The organism is Leisingera sp. (assembly GCF_982940295.1).
In genome coordinates this window covers 170,575-191,121 of sequence record NZ_CEYXRG010000005.1, presented here as the reverse complement: position 1 = coordinate 191,121, position 20,547 = coordinate 170,575, and the positions used below count along the sequence as shown (strand labels likewise).

Here is a 20,547-nt window from a genome sequence, read left to right as displayed (position 1 = left end):
GAATCTCTGCTGACACCGCCTGCCCGCCGCTCCTCTCGCACCATTCGGCGCCATTCTTGATTGACGGCTATTTGAGTCAGCGTTCTAAGGATTTGCAATAACTCCTTTCGGCGGTTTGTTAACTTTTTGCGGCCGCCTCACCCCCTGCGGCATGGTTGCACCATGGTTTACTGAAAAAAGCCCCCGCGGCAGCCCGAAAGGTGTGGCGGCGCAGCGACAGGCAAGCGCGTATCGCGGTGAAATACTGGCAACGCCTGCGGCACACTGTCATGGATTGCCGCAGCCGGTCCGGGATGCCGGGTCAACAGCCGCCAGTCAGAGGGGAGCCGCCATGAAACGCGCAGAACAAGTGACCTTCGGCGGCGGCGGGCTGGATCGGGCTGCGCATCTGCGTACCGACGCAGTAGCGTTGAACACGGCCTGGCACAGCGCCAAGGCCCGGGTGCTCTTGATGTGGCGCGGCAAGCCGCTGACACTGCGTAAAACAGAGGCGGATCTGCCCTGCGGCCTGGCCTGGACCGCGCCGGACCACCCGCTGGCCGCCAGCGGCCGGGACACAGCTCTGTTCCTCGGGCTGGAGCCCGGCGGCGCGCCCTGCTTCGCCTGCGATATCAGCGGCTGGCAGCCCGAAGGCCTGGACCAGGAGGCGCTCAACAGCTTTGCCGACGCCAGCGAGCAGCAGCACCCGGATCTGCCGAAGGCCCATGTCTTTGCCGAGCTGCGCCGGGTAATGACCCGCCTCACGCCGCTGGAGGCCGAACTGGCCACCACTGCCAAGGCCATGCTGTCCTGGCATCGCAGCCACCGGTTCTGCGCCTGCTGCGGCGCGCCCAGCGACATGGCGCAGGCGGGCTGGCAGCGGGTCTGCCCATCTTGCAAGGCGCCGCATTTTCCGCGCACCGACCCGGTTGTGATAATGCTGATCACCCATGGAGATTCAGTGCTGATGGGCCGCTCGCCCGGCTGGCCCGAGGGGATGTATTCGCTGCTCGCAGGGTTTGTTGAACCCGGCGAGACGCTGGAGGCCGCGGTGCGCCGCGAGGTGCTGGAGGAAACAGGCGTCAGGGTCGGCCCTGCCAGCTACCTGTCAAGCCAGCCCTGGGCCTTTCCCATGTCTCTGATGTTCGGCTGCGCAGGCGAGGCGCTCAGCCGTGAAATCACCGTCGATCCGGCAGAGATCGAGGACGCGCTGTGGATCAGCCGCCAGGAGATGATGACGGTCTTTGCAGGCGATCACCCGGTTCTAAAGCCTGCACGGGAGGGGGCAATTGCCCATTTTCTGCTGAAGAACTGGCTTGCGGACACGCTGGACTAAGGCGCATATTGCCGCAAACCGCGCCACAGCCAGGCGGCGCATAAGAGGCAGGCAGATATGAAATTTCAAAGCAAAGAAGACATCGAGTCCCCTATTGCCGAGGTCTTCGGTGCGATTTCCGATTTTGAGCTGCTGGAGCGCTCCGCCCTGCGCCGCGGCGTGGAGCTGCAGCGGACAGGCGACCTTGCCCATCCGGAGAACGGCCTGGCCTGGGACCTGAAATTCAGCTTCCGCGGCAAGCCGCGCGACATCCAGCTGACTTTGTCGTCCTACGCACCGGTGACGGGCCTGACTCTGTCCGGCAGCGGCAGCGGCGTTGACGGCCGGATGGAAGTGGAGCTGCTGGCGCTGTCGCCGCAGCGGACGCGGATGTCTGTAGAGCTGAAGCTGACCCCCTCCAACCTGACCGGCCGCCTGCTGGTGCAATCCCTGAAGCTGGCGCGCAGCAACCTGACCCGCCGCTTCAAACTGCGCCTCGCCGAATTCGCAAAACTCACCGAAGAACGGCTGAACCGCACCGCCTGAGCCGCTGCCAGGCGCCCGGCCCCCGGGTCAGGCCTGCGGCAGCAGGCGCGGCCACAAGGCAGCGTTTTCGCGGGCAAATGCCCCCAGGTGGCCAATTGACTTCAGCCCCAGCTCCCGCGGGGCCAGAACTGCCCGGCTCTGCGCAGCACCGCCGAACACCTCACCCAGCCGCCAGACCGCCTCCGGCGGCACAACGTCATCATCCGCCATCGCAAACAGATCCACCGGGATGCCGGTCTCTGCCCAGCGCGGCTGCGGCAGTCCGCGCCCCGTCTCCGGCAGATAGCTGCCACGGGTGGTGCACCAGCGCCGCCATTGCCAGTAAACTCCTGCCGGCAAATCGGCCCCGAACCCCACCGCACGCCCGGGCAGATAGCCCAGGACACGGGCCGCCAGCGGCACATGGCCGAACCAGAAAGCCAGCGCCAGCGCGCGGTAGGGCCAGGGATGATCGTGGTGATGCACCAAGCCGCCCGCAACCACGATCATGCGGGCGACGTCCTCAAGATCGTCCTGCAAGGGCATCAGCATCGCGCCCAGCGAATGGCCGATCACCCACAACGGCACGCCCGCATAGTGCCGCCGCATTTCGGCCCGGGCAGCGGGCTGATCCGCCAGCGCCCAGTCGGCCATCGTCACCTTGGACCGGCGCGGATGGTCCCGCGCCGAGTCTCCGAAATCCGTGTAGTCATAGGTCAGGCAGGCAATCTGCTGCTCTGCCGCCAGCCAGCGTGCGAAATGCCGGTAAAACCGCTGCGGCACCCCGGTTGCGCCGTTCAGCACCACCGCTGCCTTCACCGCGCCATCCGGGAGGTACAACCGTCCCGCCAGCGCCCCCGTTCGCGAGGCAAAGCGCACCTCTTCCTCCCGGAAACCGGCGGTAAGTTCTGCGTGTCCGTCGAGCATGGCAGCCTCCTAGACCAATCGGTCCAATTCCTGACTGGACCATTTGGTCTAATGCTGTCAAGCTGCCGCCATGACTGACGTGACGACAACCAGCCCGCCTACCGGCAGCCCGGCCCCGACCCGGGACCGGCTGATCCGGGCGGCCGCCGGCCTGTTCCGGAACAAGGGCTATAACGGCACTGGCCTGGCTGAATTGCTGGCCGCCGCCGAAGCGCCAAAGGGCTCGCTCTACCACCATTTCCCCAACGGCAAGTCCGACCTCGCGCTGGCGGCGTCCACTTGGGCCTCGGAGCAGATGCTGGCCCTGATTGACGCCGCCTTCGACCCGGCCCCAAGTTTCGAGGCCGGGGCCAAGACGGTCTGCTACAAGCTGGCGAAACTCTTTGACAAGCAGGGCAAATGGAGCGGCTGCCCGGTCTCTGCAACCCTGTTCGCCGGGCCGGAAAACGACGCCTTCCGTCAGCACGCCGCAGACCTGTTCGAGAGCTGGATCGCGGCCACCGCCCGCCACGCCCAGCGCCTGGGCCTCCCGCAGGATGAGGCGCGCGCGGCGGCGGAAAATTTCTATATCCTGCTGCAGGGCGGCTGGCAGCTGGCGCGGGTGCGGCGCGATTCGGATGTGATCCGCGCCCTGCACACTCAGATGCAGCTGCAGAAAACCGATTGACGACTCAGGGAACCAGCCGCTACCGCTTGTGGTGATGGTTCCCGTGCCACAGAATCTTGTGTCCGGGATGAAAAGGGAACACGGTGCGGCCCCGCCCCAGGCAAGGCCAAGTCCGCGACTGCCCCCGCAACTGTAAGCGGCGAGCGACCCCGATAGAGCCACTGGCCTGATGCGAGGCCGGGAAGGATCGGGAAAGCTGCGACCCGCAAGTCAGGAGACCTGCCATCGAACGTATAACTCGAACCCGGGCGGGGTGTCCGGACAGGGTCTGATGGCACCGCGGGACTCCCGCTTTCTCATCCGGTCTCTTGTCCCCCAAACCCCCGCACCACGCGCGGAGGGCGCAGATATGATGTGGACGGACCAGACGCATTTCTATGCGGCAACGGATTGCAAATACCTCGGGAAGCCTTGTCCAGCGGCAGAGCGGATGATCGCCAAACTGGCCGAGGCGATGACCAAGGCCAAGCCGCTGACGCAAGAAGATTTTGAAATCACCGGCACCACCGCGCTGGACGGCTGCCCGCGCACCTGCCCGGCGCAGTTTGCCGCCAGCCACGACCGGATCCGGCTGTTCTGCGGCGTCGGCGAGGATGCCCCGCGCGAGGGCCTCGACCGCTTTGCCGATGCGATCCTCAGCCGCGACGGCACCGGCTTTGCCGCCTCCCGCCTGGACGCCCGCCCCTGCGCGCTGATGGAAGCGCTGCCGAAGACGGCAGAGGCGCGGCAAGCAGAACATATGATGGCGCTTTGACCTGAAATTCAACCTGCCCGGCTTCTCGGCCGGGCGGTGCCGTATATACTCTTTCATACGCCTGTGGTTACCGCTCTACGGTGCACAGGCCCAGTCGAGCTGCGCGTCCGTTTCCACTGCGCAGGGCCTGACCGACCGCAGCCGCGCCAGTGCCTGCGCCGGATCCTCGCCGCATTCCACCATCAGCCGCAGCACCGCCATCCCGGAGCGCCCGCAGCCGCCCCGGCAATGCACCAGCACCCGGCCGCCGCCGCCCAGCGCCTGCCGCGCCGACCGGCTGGCAGCCGGCCATTTCGCCGCCACCTCCGGCGGCGGCGTGCCGAAATCCGGCACCGGCAGGTGCAGCCAGCGGCAGGCCATGCTCTGGAGGTCCACCCCCAGCCGCGGCGCCCCGGCGGCCACGTGCTCAGCCTCCGTGGTCATCGAGAACACCAGCCCCGGCTTCCATTGGTAAATCTGGATCAGGTCGCCGCGGTAATCCCCCTCTGCACCGGGCAGCCGGCACAGCGCCAGAATGCCGCCGCCCGCGGACAGCGCGTGGATTGTCAGCCCAGCTTGCGCCGCCTCATCCTGCGCTGCTGGATCAGAGGTATCTTCAGATCGCATACCGCCTCCTAGCCGCTGCGTTCCTGCCCCCCGCATTGCCCCCTATGCCCCAGCCTAACCGGTCAGCGCACATTCCCAAAGTGCTTTTGCAGCCAGAGGATTGCCCCGTTCTGCGGTGGACGAACGGGCTGCGCTTCAATACCCTGCGCGGAACGCGGACCACCCCGCACATCGAATCCGGCACGAGACACCATGAACGATACCCCCAGCGGCACCACCGGCGGCACCGGTCAATCCCAATACCAGGTTCTGGCCCGCAAATACCGGCCCGAGACCTTTGCCGATCTGGTGGGCCAGGACGCGATGGTTCGGACGCTGAAGAACGCCTTTGCCGCCGACCGCATCGCCCAGGCCTTCATCATGACCGGCATCCGCGGCACCGGCAAAACCACCACCGCACGGATCATCGCCAAGGGCATGAACTGCGTTGGCCCTGACGGCACCGGCGGCCCCACCACCGATCCTTGCGGCCGTTGCGAGCATTGCACGGCGATCATGGAAGGCCGCCATGTCGACGTGATGGAGATGGACGCCGCCTCCCGCACCGGCGTCAACGACATCCGCGAGATCATCGACTCGGTGCAGTACCGCGCGGCCTCGGCGCGCTACAAGATCTACATCATCGACGAGGTCCACATGCTGTCGACCAGCGCGTTTAACGCGCTGCTCAAGACGCTGGAGGAGCCGCCCGCGCATGTGAAGTTCATCTTCGCCACCACCGAGATCCGCAAGGTGCCGGTGACGGTTCTGTCCCGCTGCCAGCGCTTCGACCTGCGCCGGATCGAACCGGAGGTGATGATCTCCCTCCTGCGCAAGATCGCCACCGCTGAAGGCGCTGAGATCGCCGAAGACGCGCTCGCCCTCATTACCCGTGCCGCCGAAGGCTCTGCCCGCGATGCCACCTCGCTGCTGGACCAAGCGATTTCGCACGGGGCGGGTGAAACCACGGCCGATCAGGTCCGCGCCATGCTGGGCCTGGCCGACCGCGGCCGGGTGCTCGATCTGATGGACATGATCCTGCGCGGCGACGCGGCAGCAGCCCTTACCGAACTCAGCGGCCAGTACGCCGAAGGCGCCGACCCGCTGGCGGTGCTGCGCGATCTGGCGGAGATCACCCACTGGGTCTCGGTGGTGAAAATCACCCCCGACGCGGCGGAAGATCCCACCGTCAGCCCGGATGAGCGCGCCCGCGGGCAAGCGATGGCCGAAAACCTGCCGATGCGCGTCCTCACCCGGATGTGGCAGATGCTGCTGAAGGCGCTGGAGGAAGTCGCCGCCGCGCCCAACGCGATGATGGCCGCCGAGATGGCGGTGATCCGCATCACCCATGTGGCCGACCTGCCCTCGCCCGAGGAGCTGATCCGCAAGCTGCAGGACACCCCGCCCCCGCCGCCTCCGGGTCCCGGCAGCGGTGTGCCGATGCAGGGCATGGGCGCCCCGGCCCTTGGCGGATCGGGCGGCAGCAATGCCCAAGGCGGCCCAGGCGGCCCGGCCGGCGGCGCACCTGTGGCCCATGGCGGTGGCGGCACCGTAACCGCGCTGGCGCCGCAGGTCAGCTCCGCGCTGGCGCGCTACCCGACTTTCGAACATGTCGTCGAACTGATCCGCACCAACCGCGACGTGAAGCTGCTGGTCGAGGTCGAAGGCGGCGTGCGCCTGGTCTCCTACCAGCCGGGCCGGATCGAATTCACCCCCGCCGCCCAGGCGCCCAAGGACCTCGCCGCCCGGCTCGGCTCGGCGCTGCAGAACTGGACCGGTGCCCGCTGGGTGGTCTCGATCGCACCGGATGGTGACGCCCCCACCATTGCCGAGGTCCGCGACGCGGCTGAGAACGCCTTGCGCGAGAAAGCCACCGCGCACCCGCTGGTGCAGGCGGTGCTGGAAAGCTTCCCCAAGGCCAGGATCAAGCGCATCCGCACCCCCGAGGAGCTGGCTGCCGAAGTCGCCGCCGAGGCTCTGCCCGAGGTCGAGGACGAATGGGACCCGTTCGAAGACGGGTGATGAATTCACGTAGGGCAGCGCCTGACCTTGGGTGGGCGCGATAGCGCTTTCCCAGGGCAAAGGTCAGGCGCTGCCCGGCCTGCCAGCCGGGCGAAAGGGCACTAAAGACCAGCAGCAAGACGATGCTCCCCCTTGTTTCGCGCTCTTGCGGCCCGTATCTGTGCCCCAAACCGGAATCTCAGGAGAACACAGATGCTCAAAGGCCTCGGCGGTCTTGGCGACATGGCCAAGATGATGAAATCGGCACAGGAACTGCAGACCAAGATGGCGCAGATGCAGGAAGACCTGCACAACGTCATGGTGACGGGTGAAGCCGGCGCCGGGCTGGTCAAGGCCACGGCTTCGGCCAAGGGCGACCTGAAAGCCCTGGACATCGACCCTTCGATCTTCAACGGCGACGACAAGGAAGTGGTCGAGGACCTGATCCTGGCCGCAATCAAGGACGCCCAGGCCAAAGCCGCGGAGAAGGCGCAGGAAGAGATGACCAAGCTGACCGAAAGCATGGGCCTGCCCAAGGACATCAAGCTGCCGTTCTAAGCAGCTGCACGCTCCAATCCTTGAAAGGCGGCCCGTTCAGAGCCGCCTTTTTCCTTGCCTGCCTCAGCCCGTCTCGAGCCGGAATTTCAGGAAACGCCGCCCCTCGTATTGCACCTCCCCGGTCTGGACAGCCCCCAGCCGTGCCAGCGGGCGCAAATGGCGGCGTGTCGGCGGCAGCAGAAAGGTGACAAAGGGGATACGCGCATCGCGCCGGGCAAAATCCAGCGCCTTGCGGGCAATGGCGGGGCCAAGGCCAAAACACTCCGGCCGCAGCACCAGTCCGAAATCCCATTCGCTCCCTTCTTTCTGGAACCCGCCCCAGCCGAGGTAAGTGCCGCCGCGCAGAAACGACCAATGGCCCAGCCCGTCGCGCTGCCAGCAGGCCTCCTTGGCCGCCACAAATTCCTTGGCCGCCGTCTCATCCCAAGCCCCTGCCAGCAGCGGCATATGCTCTGCCATCCGCGGATCGGACATGTGGCGGGCAATCTGCTGCGGCGCAATCTCGGTCAGCCGGGCAAACCGCGGCTGCCGGGAAGTGTCTTGCATTCGCTTTGAGGCATATCCCATTCCGACCCTCCACCGGCCCTGCCAAGGCATACCCCCTGGAAGCGGCAAAACAAACCCTGAACATTTTACCGCCCCGCCCTTGCGCTCCCCTGCCCCGATCAGCCTATATGGCTGCGAAGAAAAGGGCCCAAGGCATGATCAAGAACTCTACCAGCGACATCGAAGACCTGATTGCCCTGATGGCCAAGCTGCCCGGACTGGGCCCGCGCTCGGCACGGCGCGCGGTGCTGCACCTGATCCGCAAGCGAGCGCTGTTGCTGGCGCCCTTGGCCGATGTGATGAGCGAGGTCGCCGCAACCGCCCGCGAATGCCTCAACTGCGGCAATGTCGGCACCAGCGAGATCTGCCCGATCTGCACCGATGAGCGGCGCGCCAACGGCGAACTCTGCGTGGTCGAGGATGTGGCCGACCTCTGGGCGATGGAGCGCGCAGCTGTGTTCAAGGGCCGGTACCACGTGCTGGGCGGCACCCTGTCGGCGCTGGATGCGGTGGGACCGGAAGATCTGCGCATTCCCCGGCTGGTGGACCGGGTGGCAACCGAAGGAATCAGCGAGGTGATCCTTGCCCTGAACGCCACCATCGACGGCCAGACCACCGCCCATTACATCGCCGACCAGCTGCAGGGGCAAGTCAAACTCACTTCGCTGGCCCAGGGCGTGCCGATCGGCGGCGAGCTGGATTACCTGGACGACGGCACCATTTCCGCAGCCCTTAAAGCGCGCAAGGAAATCTGACCGCGCGGCCTCCCTCAGCCTTTCAGCCGTAGAACCTCCGCAGTGCCTGCACCGCCTGCGCCAGCGAAGCGTCATCCGCATCCTTGTGCAGCACCATGCGGATCGCACCGGCACTGCCGCCGCCAATCACCACGCCCTCAGCCGCCAGATGCGCCCGCAGCACATCGTTGCGCCCGTCATCCGGCGTGAAGAACACCATGTTGGTGGCTTGTGCCACTTCTCCCGCGCCCAAACCCCGAAGCACACCGGCCAGTTCGGCGGCCCGGTCATGATCCGCCGCCAGCCGCCCCGCGTTATGTTGCAGCGCATAAAGGCCCGCAGCGGCCAGCACACCCGCCTGGCGCATGCCGCCGCCCAGCATCTTGCGCCAGCGCCGCGCCCGGGCGATCACATCCGAAGGCCCAACCAGGACCGAGCCCGCGGGTGTGCCCAGCCCCTTGGACAGGCAAACCGACACCGTATCCGCCAGCCCCGCCAGGTCTGTCTCAGAGCAGCCCAGCGCCGTCACCGCATTGAAGAACCGCGCCCCGTCCAAATGCACGGACAGCCCCGCCTTGCGCCCGGCCTCCGCCGTAGCCGCCATATCCGCCAGGGGCACCGCCAGCCCGTTGTGCGTGTTCTCCAGCGACAGCAGCCGGCTGATGGCCAGATGGCTGTCGTCCGCCTTGACCGCCCCGGCAACCACGCCCGGATCCAGCGATCCGTCCGCACGCACCGGCACCGGGCACAGCGCAATGCCGCCCAGAACCGAGGCGCCGGCGGCCTCATAGGCGTGCACATGGTAGCCTGCGCCGGTGATGATTTCCTCGCCGCGCTGGCAATGGGCCAGCAGACCCGCCAGGTTGCTCATGGTGCCGGTGGGCAGGAACAGCGCCGCCTCCTTGCCCAGCCGTTCCGCCAGCGTGGCCTCCAGCCGGTTCACGGACGGGTCTTCGCCATAGACGTCATCGCCCAGCTCCGCCGCCTGCATGGCCTGCATCATACCCGCATCGGGGCGCGTCACCGTATCGCTGCGCAGATCGCAGAGGACAGCACTGCCCCCCGCACCAGCAAGCCCTGCATATTGGCTCATTCCGTCACCTGCTCATAAGCCAGCGCCGCCACGATATGGACGCGCCGGGTTTCACCGCCGTTCAATGCGGTGTGGTAGCCGCGGGTGTCAGTGAAATACACCGACCCGTCCGCTGGCAAGTGGGTGACGTGATGGTTCACGATGAACAGCGAGCCGGGATTGGACAGCACCGGGATATGCAGCCGCGGCTCGGGGTCCCGGTGCCAGGAGTTGCAGTTGTACAGCCCCTTGGACAGCACCCGCGTCCGCCCGATCGGGAAACGCTTGGCCAGCTCGCTGTGTACATGCTCGAAATAGGTGCCCGCAAACTTCGGGTTGAACTCGGAAAACTCCACCTCCGGCACCAGATCCTCGCGCGGCTCCTCGACATAGCGGCTGTCGGCCCGCAGCCAGTAGCGGCCCGACAGGTCGTTTGCGGTCCACTCGGTCTGCCCCGGCCGCTGCGTCAGCGGCAGCGCGGCAAAGCCCTGGTCCTGCATGCCGCCCATGAACTCCTCGCGCCGCAGGCATTCCTCCAGCGCCTCCTGCAACAGCTGGATGTCAAACCTCAGCTCCAGCCGCTGGATACCGGGTCCGGGCACAAACTCCGCCACCGAGGCGGAATCGGGCATGGTCTTCATGGCTTGGGTGACAGCCTGCACATCGGCGTCGTTCATCTGCGGTTCAAATCTCATATCGCGCGCTCCCATATGTCTTGCTGATCGCGTTGGGTGATGCATTCGGCGCCAGTGTGTCAGCCCCGGTGCCACGAAAACAGCCGGTCTTCCGCACCCTCTATTGCAAAAATTGCAACACATGGCAGGGTGACCGCATGCGCCGCAAGATCCCGCCCACCGCTGCCCTCCTCTGTTTCGAGGCCGCCGCCCGCGCCGGCAGCTTTGCCCAGGGCGCCCGCGCCATGAACCTGTCCCAAAGCGCCTTCAGCCGCCAGATCCAGAGATTGGAGGCGCAGACCGGCCAGACCCTGTTCAAACGCGAACGGCAACGGGTGCAGCTGACCGGCGCAGGCAAGATGCTGCTGCAGGAACTCGCGCCGCAGCTGGAGGCGCTGGAGGCCACCTTCTACCGCCTGCGCACCCGGGATAACCCCTATGGCGCGCTCAATATCGGCACCTATCCGACGCTCGGCAGCCGCTGGCTGATGCCGCATCTGGCCCAGCTCGCCCGCGAGCAGCCGCGGCTTACGGTCAACACCATCACCTATCTGGACAACGCTCAGGTGGATGCCAGCCTGGTCGATCTCGCCATCGTGCAGGGGGACCCGCCCTGGCCCGGCTTCCGCGCCGACCCCCTGATGCCGGAGACGCTGATCGCCGTTGCGGCGCCCGGCCTTCTCGACGGCCCGGTGCAAACCGCAAACGCTCTGCTCGACCACCCTGCCCTGCAGCACACCACCCGGCCGCTCAGCTGGCAGATCTGGTTCGATGACCTGGGCCAAGCGCTGCCCGCGCAGCCCACCGGCCCGCTGTTCAGCCAGTTCGAAATGCTGATCGACGCAGTAAAATACGGCCACGGCGTGGCGGTCCTGCCAGAGCTTCTGGTGCGCCGCGACCTGGCGGACGGCACGCTGATGCTTGCCCACCCGCACCGTTGCACGCCTGCCAGCGCCTATTACCTGCTGACGCCGCAGGCCAAGGCCGGCACCAGCCGGATCGAACGGGTCCGCAGCTGGCTGCTGGAGCGCACCGCCGCCGGCTAGGCGCTGCCGCGCCGCGCGCCTGCGCGGCGCCGGACCCAAGGCTGCCAAGCGGCCCCGCCAGGGGCAGCCGCAGGCGCGGGAGCCCCCGCCGCCTGCCTGCGCCGCCCTCAGCGGAACAGCGCCTTGTACAGCTTTTCCTTGGTAAAGGGCTTGTCCAGCACCCGCACATCCGCCAGCTCCGGAAAGCCAGCGTCCGCCGCGCTGATGGCGAAACCGCTCATCATCACCGCATTCAGGCCCGGCTGCGCCGCCCGCAGGCCTGCCAGCGTTTCCCAGCCGCCGCGCCCGGGCATGCTCATGTCGATCACCGCGCCGTCAAACGGCCCCTCCGATGCCAGCAAGTCCAGCGCCGCGTCATACCCATCCGCCTGCGCGACCTCACAGCCGCGCAGCTGCAGCAGACCCGCCACCGCCCGGCGCACTGTGTCTTCGTCATCCACCACCAGGATCCGCCGCCCCCCTGCACCGCGCGCATCTGAAGACGCCCGCACCGCTGGCGCCGCCACCGCGCAGGCAGGGAAATAACAGCGGAAAACACTGCCCTTGCCCTCACGGCTCTCCACCGCCAGCCCGCCCTGGTGGCGGCTGATGACCCCCAGCGCCGCCGCCATGCCCAGGCCGCGCCCGCCGGGCTTGGTGGTGTAGAACGGATCAAAGATCCGGGTGACCATGTCCTGACCCATGCCGCCGCCGGTGTCGCTGACTTCCAGCAGCAGGCAGTCGTCCGCCGCCATCCTGCGCCCCTTGAGAAGCTGACGCCGCTCTGCTGCGCCCAGGCGGGTCCGCCGGGTCCTCACCGTGATGGTACCCGCGCCCGGGCCAATCGCCTCTGCAGCGTTGAGCACCAGGTTCAGCACCAGCTGGCGCACCTCTTCCGGGTCCAACTGTGCGGCCTGTGCGCCTTCGGCCAGATCCAGCACCACCGCCTTGCCCCGCCTGCACGCCAGCGGCACCAGCGCCATCGCCTCATGCACAATGGCATTGAGGTCGCAGGACGCAGGCACCTGGCCGCTGCCGCCCCTGGCAAAGCCTTGTAGCTGCCGCACCAGCCCAGCCAGGGAGTGCAGCCCCTGCCCGACCTCTTGCACATGCTGCTCAGCCGGATGGGAAGCTTCCAGATGCGCCAGCGCCAGCTCGGCCCTGCCCTGCATCGAAGCCAGCAGATTGTTGTACTCATGCGCGATGGCGCCCGCCAGCCGCCCCAGGCTCTCGGCCTTGTGCCGGATCAGCTGCGCCGCCTCTGCCTGATAGCGGCGCTTTTCGGCAGCCCGGCGGCGCATCTCCAGACCGGTGCGGGCCGCAACCAGCGCCACCAGATCCGCGCCCAGACTGCCCGCCCCGATCTCCCGGTCATGCAGCACCACGAGCCAGCCGGTAGCCGCACCGCCTGCATCCCGCAGCGGGTAGCCGAGGCAGAAATTCAGACGCTCCGCCTGCTCCGGAAGCACCTGGCGCAACCCGTCCGGCAGCCGGAACGCCTGCCATCCTTCAGGCAGGGAGGCGCCGGTTCCTTCAAAGCACGCAATCCGGTCTTCCGCCGCATCCGCCAGCTGACCGTCGAGACAGCACGCCAGCACACGGCAGCGGTCCAGCCTGCCGCCGGCGCTTTCGGCAATGAAGGCAGCACGCACCCCAAGCGCAGCCTGCAGTTCCTGTGCCAGCTGCCGGAAGGCCGCGCCCGCAGACAGGCTGCGCGGCCCCTCTGCCAGGGCCGCCAAAGCCGCCAGCCGCCGCCGGTTTGAAATCGCTGCGCCAAGCCGCGGTGCAAACCGCTCCATCAGATCCACAGCCCGCTGCGCCCGCCGGTCCCCGATGTCGCGGCGCCAGGCCGCCTGCACCAAGCCTGCCGTGCCGCCGCCGGAGCCCTTCAGGGCAACGCCTGCATAACTGCGGATGCCTTCCTCAATGAGCATCCCATCCTCGGGATACAGCTCCTGCACCCCGCAGGGGACGACCTGCGGCTTTCCGCTCCGGACCACGTCAAGGCATGGCGCCCCGTGCGCGTCATATTCGAAATCCCCCAGCGGCAGCCCGTCGAAACTGCTGGCCAGAACCCTGATGCGTCCGGGTTCCGCGGCCCCCAGTTCGCCGACGGCGACCAGATCCGCCCCAGTGCAATGTGAAAGCTGTTCCGCAAATTCCTGACAGAACTCCAGCCCGTGCAGTTCCGCCAACACCCCCAGATCCAGGCCGCGGCCGTCCCCCAGCCCCGGCGTCGCCGATGCGTCCATGTCTTGTACTCCTGCCATCCCTGCAAAGACCGGCTTCCTGCACCGGCCCGCTGGCAACACTCATTAAACTTTGTCCCTGACACAGCGGGAAGCCGCCCCTCTTTTCGGAGGCCTTTCCCGTTTCCCAATGACTGCGAGCAACCTAGAACACAGCCGCCCGCAACATCATGCTGCGCAAATCATTGGTGCGTAGTCAACATATTGTAATCTTGAGACTCAATTCTAACAGAAAAAGCCGAAAATCCGGAGCACCGGATTTGCGGCTTTTTAATGACTTCCCCAAATCCGGCCCGGGCAGGCCCGCCTGGATCAGATACGGGAATCCTCGTCGTCGTCCTCGTCGTCACCGCCAGACGGCAGGTTGAAGAAGCTGTCGGCGTCGAGGATTTCCTCTTCCTTCTTCTCCTCCTCGCTGCTGGAGCCGCCGCCCAGGGTAAAGGTCTCCAGGCCTTCGATGGCGCTCGGGATCTTCGGTTCGGCTTCCATCTCCAGCGATTGCTCGGTGGACACCAGCTTGCGGCGCTCGTCGTCGCTCATCACGCCGCCCTCGGCTGCCTTCTTGGCCGCCGCCTTCTGCACGGCCGAGTCCAGCTCGGACTGTTTGCACAGCCCCAGCGCGACCGGATCAATCGGCTGCATGTTGGCGATGTTCCAGTGGGTGCGCTCGCGGATCGACTGGATGGTCGGCTTGGTGGTGCCCACCAGCTTGGCGATCTGGCCGTCGCTCAGTTCCGGGTGGAACTTGACCAGCCACAGGATCGAGTTCGGCCGGTCCTGGCGCTTGGACAGCGGGGTGTAGCGCGGGCCGCGGCGCTTTTCCTCGCCAGCGGCTGCCGGGTTGAACTTGAGCTTCAGCTTGTGCAGCGGGTTGCCCTGCGCCTTGTCGATCTCGTCCTGGGTCAGCTGGTTGTTGGCCACCGGGTCAAAGCCCTTGACGCCCACCGCCACTTCGCCGTCGGCGATGCCCTGGATTTCCAGTTCGTGCATGCCCACGAAATCTGCGATCTGCTTGAAGCTGATCGTGGTATTGTCCACCAGCCACACGGCGGTTGCCTTGGCCATCAACGGTTTTGCCATGTGCTCATCTCCTTAAAACACCTTGATCCCCGGATACATCTCTCCCGCCGCCTGAAAGGGCGTCCCCGGCGTGCGGGGCAGGTTTCCGTTGTCGGGGAACTTCTGACCTATATAGTCAGCTTGATTTCATAAGGAAAGAGGCCAATGCGCAAGTTATTGCTGGGTTTGGCGGCTGTTTTGACCGGTTTTGCCACGCTTGCGGCGGCAGAAGGCGAGCCGGCCGGAGAGTTCGACTACTACGTGCTGGCGCTCAGCTGGTCGCCGAACTGGTGCGAACAGGAGGGCGATGCCCGCGATGCGGAGCAATGCGATGCCCGGCATGACTATGGCTGGACCCTGCACGGGCTCTGGCCGCAATACCACCGCAGCTGGCCCAGCTACTGCCGCACCGCCGAGGCGCCGCCCAGCCGGGCGATGAGCCGCGAGATGGCGGACATCATGGGCAGCGCGGGCCTCGCCTGGCACCAGTGGAAGAAACACGGCACCTGCGCGGGCCTCAGCGCCCGCCAGTATTACACCCTGATGCGCGAGGCCTACGCCCGCGTCACCCGCCCCGCCGTCTTCCGCAGGCTGGACAAACCCGTCACCCTGCCCGCATCGGTGGTGGAAGAGGCGTTTCTCAAGGAAAATCCGCAGCTCACGAGAGACAGCCTGACCATCACCTGCCGCGACGGCGCCATCCAAGAGGCCCGCATCTGCCTGACCAAGGCGCTTGACCCGGTGCCCTGCGGACGCGATGTGATCAAGGACTGCACACTAAAGGACGCGCGCTTCGCGCCGGTGCGCTGAACCTGCCCGAAGGCTAATCAAGGGCGCTGCCCCTCTTGGCCTTTCGGCCAATTCACCCCGGAGTTTTTCGGGAAAGATGAAGCTGCCGCCACACGCTTTCCAAGCGGCGCGGCCGAAGCCGCCGCCTCTTCATCTTTCTGCAAATACTCCCGCCGGAGGCCGGCGCCGCCAGGCGCCCCTCTCCTCGCGCGGCAATAAATGGCCTGTGAAGCACACTTTGCCGAGAATTGTGCTAGTATTAGATTATGTGCCGCGCCCGGCCCTGCCTGAACGGCACTTCCGTTTTGGTCAGCGAGGAGGAGGAAGCGCATGGCAAAAACAATCGGTAATCCGCTCAGCTGGCTTCTGCAGGGTGCAGAAACCACAGGGCACCATATCAGCGAAACCGTCGGCGAAATGGGCAGCGACGGTGTCAGAGAGATGCCCAAGGCGCGCGACCTGAGCATGGATGACATAATCCATTCTTTGGCCGCGGGTCTTGAGGACTTTGCCGCCTGCCGCAGCGACGCGATGTTCCTGGTGCTGTTCTATCCGCTCATCGGCATCGCGCTGATCGTGATGAGCCTGTCGATGAATTTGCTGCCGCTGATCGTGCCTATGATCATGGGCTTCGCGATTCTCGGGCCGGTCGCAGCAATCGGCCTTTATGAAATGTCCAAGCGCCGCGAAGAAGGTTTTGAGCCGCGCTGGGTCGATGCCTTCGGTGTCATCCGCTCGCCCGCCTTTGGCGCCATCCTGGTGCTGGGGCTGTACCTGGCGGTGCTGTTCATTATCTGGCTGGTGGCGGCTGACATGATCTACAGCCGCACCCTGGGCCCGGAGCCGCCGGCCTCGATCGCAAGCTTCGCCAGCGACGTGCTCACCACCCGCGCCGGCTGGATCATGGCAATTGCCGGCGGCGCGGTGGGCGCGGTCTTTGCCTTTGCCGCACTGGCGATGAGCCTGGTGTCCTTCCCGCTGCTGCTGGACCGCCACGTAGGCCTGCCGGTGGCAGTGGCCACCTCGATTAAGGTGCTGCGCAGAAACCCGGTGGTCTGCATGACCTGGGGCGCGCTTGTCGGCGCGGCGCTGGTGATCGGCGCAATCCCGTTCCTGGCCGGGCTGATCATCGTGGTGCCGGTGCTGGGCCATGCCACCTGGCACCTGTACCGGCGCGCCGTGCAGTAGCACCCATGCAATCAAAAAAGGCCGGCGGATCCGCCGGCCTTTTTGCGTGGACCTCCTGAGGCGTCACCCGACCTTCAAAACGATCTTGCCGATATGGCCGGAGCTTTCCATCCGGGCGTGCGCCGCGGCCGCGTCCTCCAGCGCAAATTCGCTGTCCATCACCGGCGCCACCTTGCCCGCCGCAATCAAGGGCCAGACCGCCTCGCGCAGGTCCTGAGCAATCTGCGCCTTGGCCAGATCGCTTTGCGGACGCAGGGTGGAGCCGGTCAGCGTCAGCCGCTTCACCATCATCAGGGCAAAGTTCAGCTCCACCTTCGGCCCCTGCAGAAAGGCGATCTGCACCAGCCGCCCGTCCTCGGCCATCGCCTTGACGTTGCGCGGGATGTAGTCGCCGCCAACCATATCCAGCACCAGATCGGCGCCGCCTTCCTCCCGCATCACCTTGACGAAATCCTCGTCGCGGTAGTTGATCGCCCGCTCGGCGCCCAAATCCAGACAGGCCTGGCACTTCTCGTCCGAGCCTGCGGTGGCAAACACACGCGCCCCGAATTCCCGGGCCAGCTGGATCGCGGTGGTGCCGATCCCGGAAGAGCCGCCATGCACCAGGAACCGCTCACCCGCCTTCAGCCCGCCGCGGGTGAAGACATTGGACCAGACGGTAAAGAAGGTCTCCGGCAAACATGCCGCCTGTTTCAGGTCCATCCTTTCCGGCACCGGCAAACAATGCGCCGCAGGCGTCGCCACATATTCCGCATAACCGCCGCCGGGCAGCAGCGCGCAGACCTGATCGCCTGCCGCGATGCCGCTGACGCCCGCACCTACGGCCACCACCTCGCCCGAGGCTTCCAGCCCCGGCAGGTCGCTGGCGCCCTTGGGCGGATCATAGGCCCCCGCACGCTGCAGCGCATCCGGGCGGTTCACACCGGCATAGGCCACCTTGATCACCACCTCGCCATGGCCCGGCTGCGGCACCGGGCGCTGCGTCAGCTGCAGCACCTCCGGCCCGCCGGGTTTGCTGATCTCCACCGCGCGCATCATCTCTGTCATCGGAAAATGTCCTCCTGATCCTTGCCCCTGCCTAGCACCCGCCCGGTCAAGCGCAAACAGCAAAGGCGCCGCAGCTGGGGCGGTTTGCGGAGTGCGCGCCGGCGGAAATCAACTGCCAGAGCGGCATCAAAAAGTTGACACAGAAATCTGGCCCGTTTTGGGGAAACAATGCGGGACTTTGCTGCCGTTCGCGAAATACTTGATATCTCTGAATATCCATGTAGCGCTGTTGAGTCACAATGAGCCAATAACGGGATGGTCAATTGGGAACTCTTTCAGGGAAAACGGCCATAGTCACGGGCGCGTCGGCTCCTCAGGGGATCGGTCGAGCGATAGCATTAAGGCTGGCGATGGACGGGGCTGACATCGTTGCCGCAGATGTTGACGGCACGGTAGAAGTGCAGGGAGAGCCCCGCTCCAGAGCGAACTTGCTTGCCGGCCTTGTTGCGGAGATCAACCAAGGCCAAAGCCGGGCGATTGCCGTGAGACTGGACGTGACGCGCGAGGAGGATGTGAAGGCGTGCATCATCCAGACCAATTCGGCGTTCGCCCGAATAGATATTCTGGTCAACAACGCGGGATCGCTTGCCGGCTCAGACAATTTCCTTTCGACAACACCTAATCAGTGGGAAAATAGCTTTCGCGTCAACATGTTGGGTCCGATGATGATGGCCCAGGCGGTGATCCCCGAAATGCGAAAGACTGGTGGTGGACGGATCATCAACATAGGCTCTACAGGAAGCCTTGGCGCGGAACCGGGATTCGGTGCCTACACTGCAATGAAGCATGGGCTCGTCGGACTTACCAAGACGTTGGCCGCAGAGTTTGGTGTTGATGGCATTCTCTGCAACACAGTTTGTCCGGGCTACATTGCAACGGATATGCATACGGCTGCCAACGTTCGGCTCGCCGCTGAGAGCGGTACTTCCCTCGACGAAATAAAGACACAGCGCTACGCCAATGTTGCACTGCGGGATGCGGGTTTGCCAAAGGATGTGGCGAATGCGGTGGCCTATCTCGCGGGACCGCAGGCAAACTATGTCACTGGTATCAACTTGCCGGTTACGGGTGGCGTCCCGGTCGGAATATAGTCAGCAAGCAAAGGCAGATGTAGGCTCTCTGCCCCGTCCGCTGCAAGATGCGCGATTGTGCGCTTTGGCTGGTGGTATGGATCGCGCCTGCCGCGGACAGGCGTCCGCCCTCCTGCGCCCTACCGCCGCGGATTAACCGACCCTGGCAGATCATCGCGGCCCTTCGGCGGCTTGATCTGCTCGGCCAGCCAGTTAGGACCCACCAGGAACGGCTTCAGGAACGGGTTCTTCTGCAGCCCCGCTTTCAGCTTCTCGAAATCCATCACGTTATCAATGCGCCGGTCCAGAAAGTCCCAGGTCGCCTGATAGTTCAGGCTGTCGTCGCCCAGCCAGTACAGCACGGTGGCGGAATAGACGCCCGCCAGCGAGGCGCGCTTGGTGTACCAGTTCAGATCGTCGGAGCCGTCGCCCAGCGCCTCCCAGATCAGGTCGCAGGTGCCCCAGATCGCCTTGACCCCGTCGCCCGCATACTGCGGCAGCGTCAGCAGCGTTGTGCCGCGGCGCACCGCCTCCTTGTCGTCGACCGCTTCCAGCCGGAACCGCACCGCCGCCGCCACCTTGTCGCGGAAGCGCATCCCCGACAGATCCTCGGCCGCCAGCCGCTCCAGCATCAGCGAATCGCCGCGCGCATGATAGGCCAGCGCCAGGTCGACCCCGCCGCGCGGGCACACCGCATGGGCCAGCACCTCCGGCACCTCGGCGTCGTGGCAAGCGGCGCGGAACGTCACCTCCGACCAGCCGTCAAACGGCACATGCAACAGCGCCGCATCCAGCAGTTTTTCCCTGATATCGTCCTGCGCGTGATCCTGGTCTTCGGTCATCTCACCCTCCAGCTGGCAGTGTCCTGACACCCTACTAGACAAATTAGCGGCGCTTTGCTATACGGCCACTTCCTGCAAATCCTTGCAACTCAACTTAGAAAGGTGGTGAAAACCACATGCAGGTTAGTGTTCGCGACAACAACGTCGATCAGGCGCTTCGTGCCCTGAAGAAAAAGCTGCAGCGTGAAGGCGTCTTCCGCGAAATGAAGCTCAAGCAACATTTCGAGAAGCCGTCCGAGAAAAAAGCGCGCGAGAAAGCTGAAGCGATCCGCCGTGCCCGTAAACTGGCACGCAAGAAAGCCCAGCGCGAAGGTCTGCTGTAAGCAAACCTTGCTCTCCAGCTTTGGACAGCACTACGGCGGTCCCCGGACCTGCCGGAATATAAGTTCAGACAACCCCCGCGGCCCCGCCCGGGGGTTCGTCATTTTTTGACGAACCGCAAACATCGCCGAGCTTTTTGCAGCACACGCAAAAATCGTGAAATCTTTAGGATTACATCTTTAGGGTGTATTTTTTGATTTCTGCCTGCTATAAAGGTGGTACGGCAGGGCAAAGCTGATGCGTTTCCCTTACCTTGTCCCCGCCGTCCGGGCCTGGAACACCCGGGAACACTGAAACCCGGGGCTGGCTGCGTCCCCCCCCCTTTAATACCGGCGCCTGTCTTGGTCCCTGCAAACAAGGCACGCCTCTCCGGGTTTTCAATTGATGCCGGGCGCCGCCAGCTTCCCCCCGCCGGCGCCCGGCCCGCCCGTTTCCGCAGCATGAAAATCCATCCCCGGCCGCCTGCCCCGCGGATCAGAGCGAATCCCGCGCCGTCCATGCCTGCGCCAGGCGGCGGGATAGCGCCGGCGGAGGAGCCGGCCTGCCCGTACCCGCGCTGCGCGCAGGAATCCGCGTATCGCGCCCCGCGCTTCGGGCAGAGCTTTGCCGCAATCCCGCAC

Annotated in this window: 21 protein-coding genes and 1 riboswitch; of the genes, 12 read left to right on the top strand and 9 right to left on the bottom strand. The window is 65.6% G+C overall.

All coding sequences use genetic code 11. From position 1 onward, the window contains the following. The first annotated feature begins 331 nt into the window (after positions 1-331). Both nudC and AC4HIX_RS06930 read left to right on the top strand, forming a co-directional pair. The gene (gene nudC, locus AC4HIX_RS06935; RefSeq protein ID WP_490398427.1) at positions 332-1,315 is read left to right on the top strand and encodes an NAD(+) diphosphatase; all 984 of its coding nucleotides are present in this window, start codon (positions 332-334) and stop codon (positions 1,313-1,315) included. 57 nt (positions 1,316-1,372) lie between these two features. Continuing rightward, on the top strand, positions 1,373-1,840 hold the full coding sequence (locus AC4HIX_RS06930) for an SRPBCC family protein (RefSeq protein WP_490398426.1): 468 nt from the start codon (positions 1,373-1,375) through the stop codon (positions 1,838-1,840). Between the two features lie 27 nt (positions 1,841-1,867). On the opposite strand, the gene AC4HIX_RS06925 is transcribed toward AC4HIX_RS06930, so the two are convergent. After that, on the bottom strand, positions 1,868-2,746 hold the full coding sequence (locus tag AC4HIX_RS06925; protein WP_490398425.1) for an alpha/beta hydrolase family protein: 879 nt from the start codon (positions 2,744-2,746) through the stop codon (positions 1,868-1,870). A 70-nt stretch (positions 2,747-2,816) separates the two neighbouring features. On the opposite strand from AC4HIX_RS06925, the gene AC4HIX_RS06920 reads away from it, so the two are divergent. Both AC4HIX_RS06920 and AC4HIX_RS06915 read left to right on the top strand, forming a co-directional pair. Further along, positions 2,817-3,413, top strand: coding sequence for a TetR/AcrR family transcriptional regulator (locus tag AC4HIX_RS06920; RefSeq protein WP_490398424.1), 597 nt, complete (start codon positions 2,817-2,819; stop codon positions 3,411-3,413). An 18-nt stretch (positions 3,414-3,431) separates the two neighbouring features. Further along, positions 3,432-3,654, top strand: a riboswitch (cobalamin riboswitch). A gap of 108 nt (positions 3,655-3,762) precedes the next feature. Then, positions 3,763-4,167, top strand: coding sequence for a hypothetical protein (locus tag AC4HIX_RS06915; protein ID WP_490398423.1), 405 nt, complete (start codon positions 3,763-3,765; stop codon positions 4,165-4,167). Between the two features lie 75 nt (positions 4,168-4,242). Here the strand turns inward: AC4HIX_RS06915 and AC4HIX_RS06910 are convergent, their stop codons facing one another. After that, the gene (locus AC4HIX_RS06910) at positions 4,243-4,773 is read right to left on the bottom strand and encodes a protein-tyrosine phosphatase family protein (protein WP_475049905.1); all 531 of its coding nucleotides are present in this window, start codon (positions 4,771-4,773) and stop codon (positions 4,243-4,245) included. A gap of 192 nt (positions 4,774-4,965) precedes the next feature. Here AC4HIX_RS06910 and AC4HIX_RS06905 point away from each other — a divergent pair, with 192 nt between their 5' ends. Both AC4HIX_RS06905 and AC4HIX_RS06900 read left to right on the top strand, forming a co-directional pair. Then, positions 4,966-6,774 carry a DNA polymerase III subunit gamma/tau gene (locus AC4HIX_RS06905; RefSeq protein ID WP_490398422.1) on the top strand — a complete coding sequence of 603 codons (1,809 nt, stop codon included), beginning with the start codon at positions 4,966-4,968 and terminating at the stop codon, positions 6,772-6,774. A gap of 192 nt (positions 6,775-6,966) precedes the next feature. Next, positions 6,967-7,311 (top strand): YbaB/EbfC family nucleoid-associated protein, encoded by a 345-nt coding sequence (locus AC4HIX_RS06900; RefSeq protein ID WP_421053220.1) that lies wholly within the window; start codon positions 6,967-6,969, stop codon positions 7,309-7,311. Between the two features lie 63 nt (positions 7,312-7,374). Here AC4HIX_RS06900 and AC4HIX_RS06895 read toward each other — a convergent pair whose 3' ends face one another. After that, positions 7,375-7,857, bottom strand: a complete 483-nt coding sequence (locus tag AC4HIX_RS06895) for a GNAT family N-acetyltransferase (RefSeq protein WP_490398421.1) — start codon at positions 7,855-7,857, stop codon at positions 7,375-7,377. 155 nt (positions 7,858-8,012) lie between these two features. Here AC4HIX_RS06895 and recR point away from each other — a divergent pair, with 155 nt between their 5' ends. Beyond that, positions 8,013-8,612, top strand: coding sequence for a recombination mediator RecR (gene recR / locus AC4HIX_RS06890; protein ID WP_490398420.1), 600 nt, complete (start codon positions 8,013-8,015; stop codon positions 8,610-8,612). Positions 8,613-8,634: 22 nt separating this feature from the next. Here the strand turns inward: recR and ltaE are convergent, their stop codons facing one another. Both ltaE and AC4HIX_RS06880 read right to left on the bottom strand, forming a co-directional pair. Next, a complete protein-coding gene (ltaE, locus tag AC4HIX_RS06885) occupies positions 8,635-9,684 on the bottom strand; it encodes a low-specificity L-threonine aldolase (protein WP_490398419.1) in 1,050 nt (349 codons plus the stop codon). Then, positions 9,681-10,358 (bottom strand): hypothetical protein, encoded by a 678-nt coding sequence (locus tag AC4HIX_RS06880; protein ID WP_490398418.1) that lies wholly within the window; start codon positions 10,356-10,358, stop codon positions 9,681-9,683. The genes ltaE and AC4HIX_RS06880 overlap by 4 nt, the downstream gene beginning before the upstream one ends. Positions 10,359-10,495: 137 nt before the next feature. Here AC4HIX_RS06880 and AC4HIX_RS06875 point away from each other — a divergent pair, with 137 nt between their 5' ends. Further along, positions 10,496-11,383 carry a LysR substrate-binding domain-containing protein gene (locus AC4HIX_RS06875; RefSeq protein ID WP_490398417.1) on the top strand — a complete coding sequence of 296 codons (888 nt, stop codon included), beginning with the start codon at positions 10,496-10,498 and terminating at the stop codon, positions 11,381-11,383. A 107-nt stretch (positions 11,384-11,490) separates the two neighbouring features. Here the strand turns inward: AC4HIX_RS06875 and AC4HIX_RS06870 are convergent, their stop codons facing one another. Both AC4HIX_RS06870 and AC4HIX_RS06865 read right to left on the bottom strand, forming a co-directional pair. Next, positions 11,491-13,614: an ATP-binding protein gene (locus AC4HIX_RS06870; protein WP_490398416.1), complete on the bottom strand. Its 2,124-nt coding sequence runs from the start codon at positions 13,612-13,614 to the stop codon at positions 11,491-11,493. Positions 13,615-13,923: 309 nt separating this feature from the next. Further along, on the bottom strand, positions 13,924-14,691 hold the full coding sequence (locus tag AC4HIX_RS06865; protein ID WP_475049890.1) for a DUF1013 domain-containing protein: 768 nt from the start codon (positions 14,689-14,691) through the stop codon (positions 13,924-13,926). A 144-nt stretch (positions 14,692-14,835) separates the two neighbouring features. On the opposite strand from AC4HIX_RS06865, the gene AC4HIX_RS06860 reads away from it, so the two are divergent. Both AC4HIX_RS06860 and AC4HIX_RS06855 read left to right on the top strand, forming a co-directional pair. Continuing rightward, positions 14,836-15,480, top strand: a complete 645-nt coding sequence (locus AC4HIX_RS06860) for a ribonuclease T2 family protein (RefSeq protein ID WP_490398415.1) — start codon at positions 14,836-14,838, stop codon at positions 15,478-15,480. A 309-nt stretch (positions 15,481-15,789) separates the two neighbouring features. Then, positions 15,790-16,647: a DUF2189 domain-containing protein gene (locus AC4HIX_RS06855; RefSeq protein ID WP_490398414.1), complete on the top strand. Its 858-nt coding sequence runs from the start codon at positions 15,790-15,792 to the stop codon at positions 16,645-16,647. Positions 16,648-16,710: 63 nt separating this feature from the next. Here the strand turns inward: AC4HIX_RS06855 and AC4HIX_RS06850 are convergent, their stop codons facing one another. Then, positions 16,711-17,694 carry an NAD(P)H-quinone oxidoreductase gene (locus AC4HIX_RS06850; RefSeq protein ID WP_475049885.1) on the bottom strand — a complete coding sequence of 328 codons (984 nt, stop codon included), beginning with the start codon at positions 17,692-17,694 and terminating at the stop codon, positions 16,711-16,713. Positions 17,695-17,957: 263 nt separating this feature from the next. Here AC4HIX_RS06850 and AC4HIX_RS06845 point away from each other — a divergent pair, with 263 nt between their 5' ends. Then, the gene (locus AC4HIX_RS06845; protein ID WP_490398413.1) at positions 17,958-18,785 is read left to right on the top strand and encodes an SDR family NAD(P)-dependent oxidoreductase; all 828 of its coding nucleotides are present in this window, start codon (positions 17,958-17,960) and stop codon (positions 18,783-18,785) included. 119 nt (positions 18,786-18,904) lie between these two features. Here AC4HIX_RS06845 and AC4HIX_RS06840 read toward each other — a convergent pair whose 3' ends face one another. Beyond that, positions 18,905-19,606, bottom strand: coding sequence for a COQ9 family protein (locus tag AC4HIX_RS06840; protein WP_490398412.1), 702 nt, complete (start codon positions 19,604-19,606; stop codon positions 18,905-18,907). A 116-nt stretch (positions 19,607-19,722) separates the two neighbouring features. Here AC4HIX_RS06840 and rpsU point away from each other — a divergent pair, with 116 nt between their 5' ends. Next, positions 19,723-19,929, top strand: coding sequence for a 30S ribosomal protein S21 (gene rpsU / locus AC4HIX_RS06835; RefSeq protein ID WP_005614280.1), 207 nt, complete (start codon positions 19,723-19,725; stop codon positions 19,927-19,929). Positions 19,930-20,547: the final 618 nt, after the last annotated feature.

Bases quoted from the DNA above. Each gene is read 5' to 3' on its own strand.
- AC4HIX_RS06860 (WP_490398415.1), top strand. From the start codon at position 14,836: ATGCGCAAGTTATTGCTGGGTTTGGCGGCTGTTTTGACCGGTTTTGCC.
- AC4HIX_RS06930 (WP_490398426.1), top strand. From the start codon at position 1,373: ATGAAATTTCAAAGCAAAGAAGACATCGAGTCCCCTATTGCCGAGGTC.
- AC4HIX_RS06855 (WP_490398414.1), top strand. From the start codon at position 15,790: ATGGCAAAAACAATCGGTAATCCGCTCAGCTGGCTTCTGCAGGGTGCA.
- AC4HIX_RS06920 (WP_490398424.1), top strand. From the start codon at position 2,817: ATGACTGACGTGACGACAACCAGCCCGCCTACCGGCAGCCCGGCCCCG.
- nudC (WP_490398427.1), top strand. From the start codon at position 332: ATGAAACGCGCAGAACAAGTGACCTTCGGCGGCGGCGGGCTGGATCGG.
- rpsU (WP_005614280.1), top strand. From the start codon at position 19,723: ATGCAGGTTAGTGTTCGCGACAACAACGTCGATCAGGCGCTTCGTGCC.
- AC4HIX_RS06900 (WP_421053220.1), top strand. From the start codon at position 6,967: ATGCTCAAAGGCCTCGGCGGTCTTGGCGACATGGCCAAGATGATGAAA.
- AC4HIX_RS06905 (WP_490398422.1), top strand. From the start codon at position 4,966: ATGAACGATACCCCCAGCGGCACCACCGGCGGCACCGGTCAATCCCAA.
- recR (WP_490398420.1), top strand. From the start codon at position 8,013: ATGATCAAGAACTCTACCAGCGACATCGAAGACCTGATTGCCCTGATG.
- AC4HIX_RS06865 (WP_475049890.1), bottom strand. From the start codon at position 14,691: ATGGCAAAACCGTTGATGGCCAAGGCAACCGCCGTGTGGCTGGTGGAC.
- AC4HIX_RS06875 (WP_490398417.1), top strand. From the start codon at position 10,496: ATGCGCCGCAAGATCCCGCCCACCGCTGCCCTCCTCTGTTTCGAGGCC.
- AC4HIX_RS06895 (WP_490398421.1), bottom strand. From the start codon at position 7,857: ATGCAAGACACTTCCCGGCAGCCGCGGTTTGCCCGGCTGACCGAGATT.
- AC4HIX_RS06925 (WP_490398425.1), bottom strand. From the start codon at position 2,746: ATGCTCGACGGACACGCAGAACTTACCGCCGGTTTCCGGGAGGAAGAG.
- AC4HIX_RS06870 (WP_490398416.1), bottom strand. From the start codon at position 13,614: ATGGACGCATCGGCGACGCCGGGGCTGGGGGACGGCCGCGGCCTGGAT.
- AC4HIX_RS06915 (WP_490398423.1), top strand. From the start codon at position 3,763: ATGATGTGGACGGACCAGACGCATTTCTATGCGGCAACGGATTGCAAA.
- ltaE (WP_490398419.1), bottom strand. From the start codon at position 9,684: ATGAGCCAATATGCAGGGCTTGCTGGTGCGGGGGGCAGTGCTGTCCTC.
- AC4HIX_RS06840 (WP_490398412.1), bottom strand. From the start codon at position 19,606: ATGACCGAAGACCAGGATCACGCGCAGGACGATATCAGGGAAAAACTG.
- AC4HIX_RS06880 (WP_490398418.1), bottom strand. From the start codon at position 10,358: ATGAGATTTGAACCGCAGATGAACGACGCCGATGTGCAGGCTGTCACC.
- AC4HIX_RS06910 (WP_475049905.1), bottom strand. From the start codon at position 4,773: ATGCGATCTGAAGATACCTCTGATCCAGCAGCGCAGGATGAGGCGGCG.
- AC4HIX_RS06850 (WP_475049885.1), bottom strand. From the start codon at position 17,694: ATGACAGAGATGATGCGCGCGGTGGAGATCAGCAAACCCGGCGGGCCG.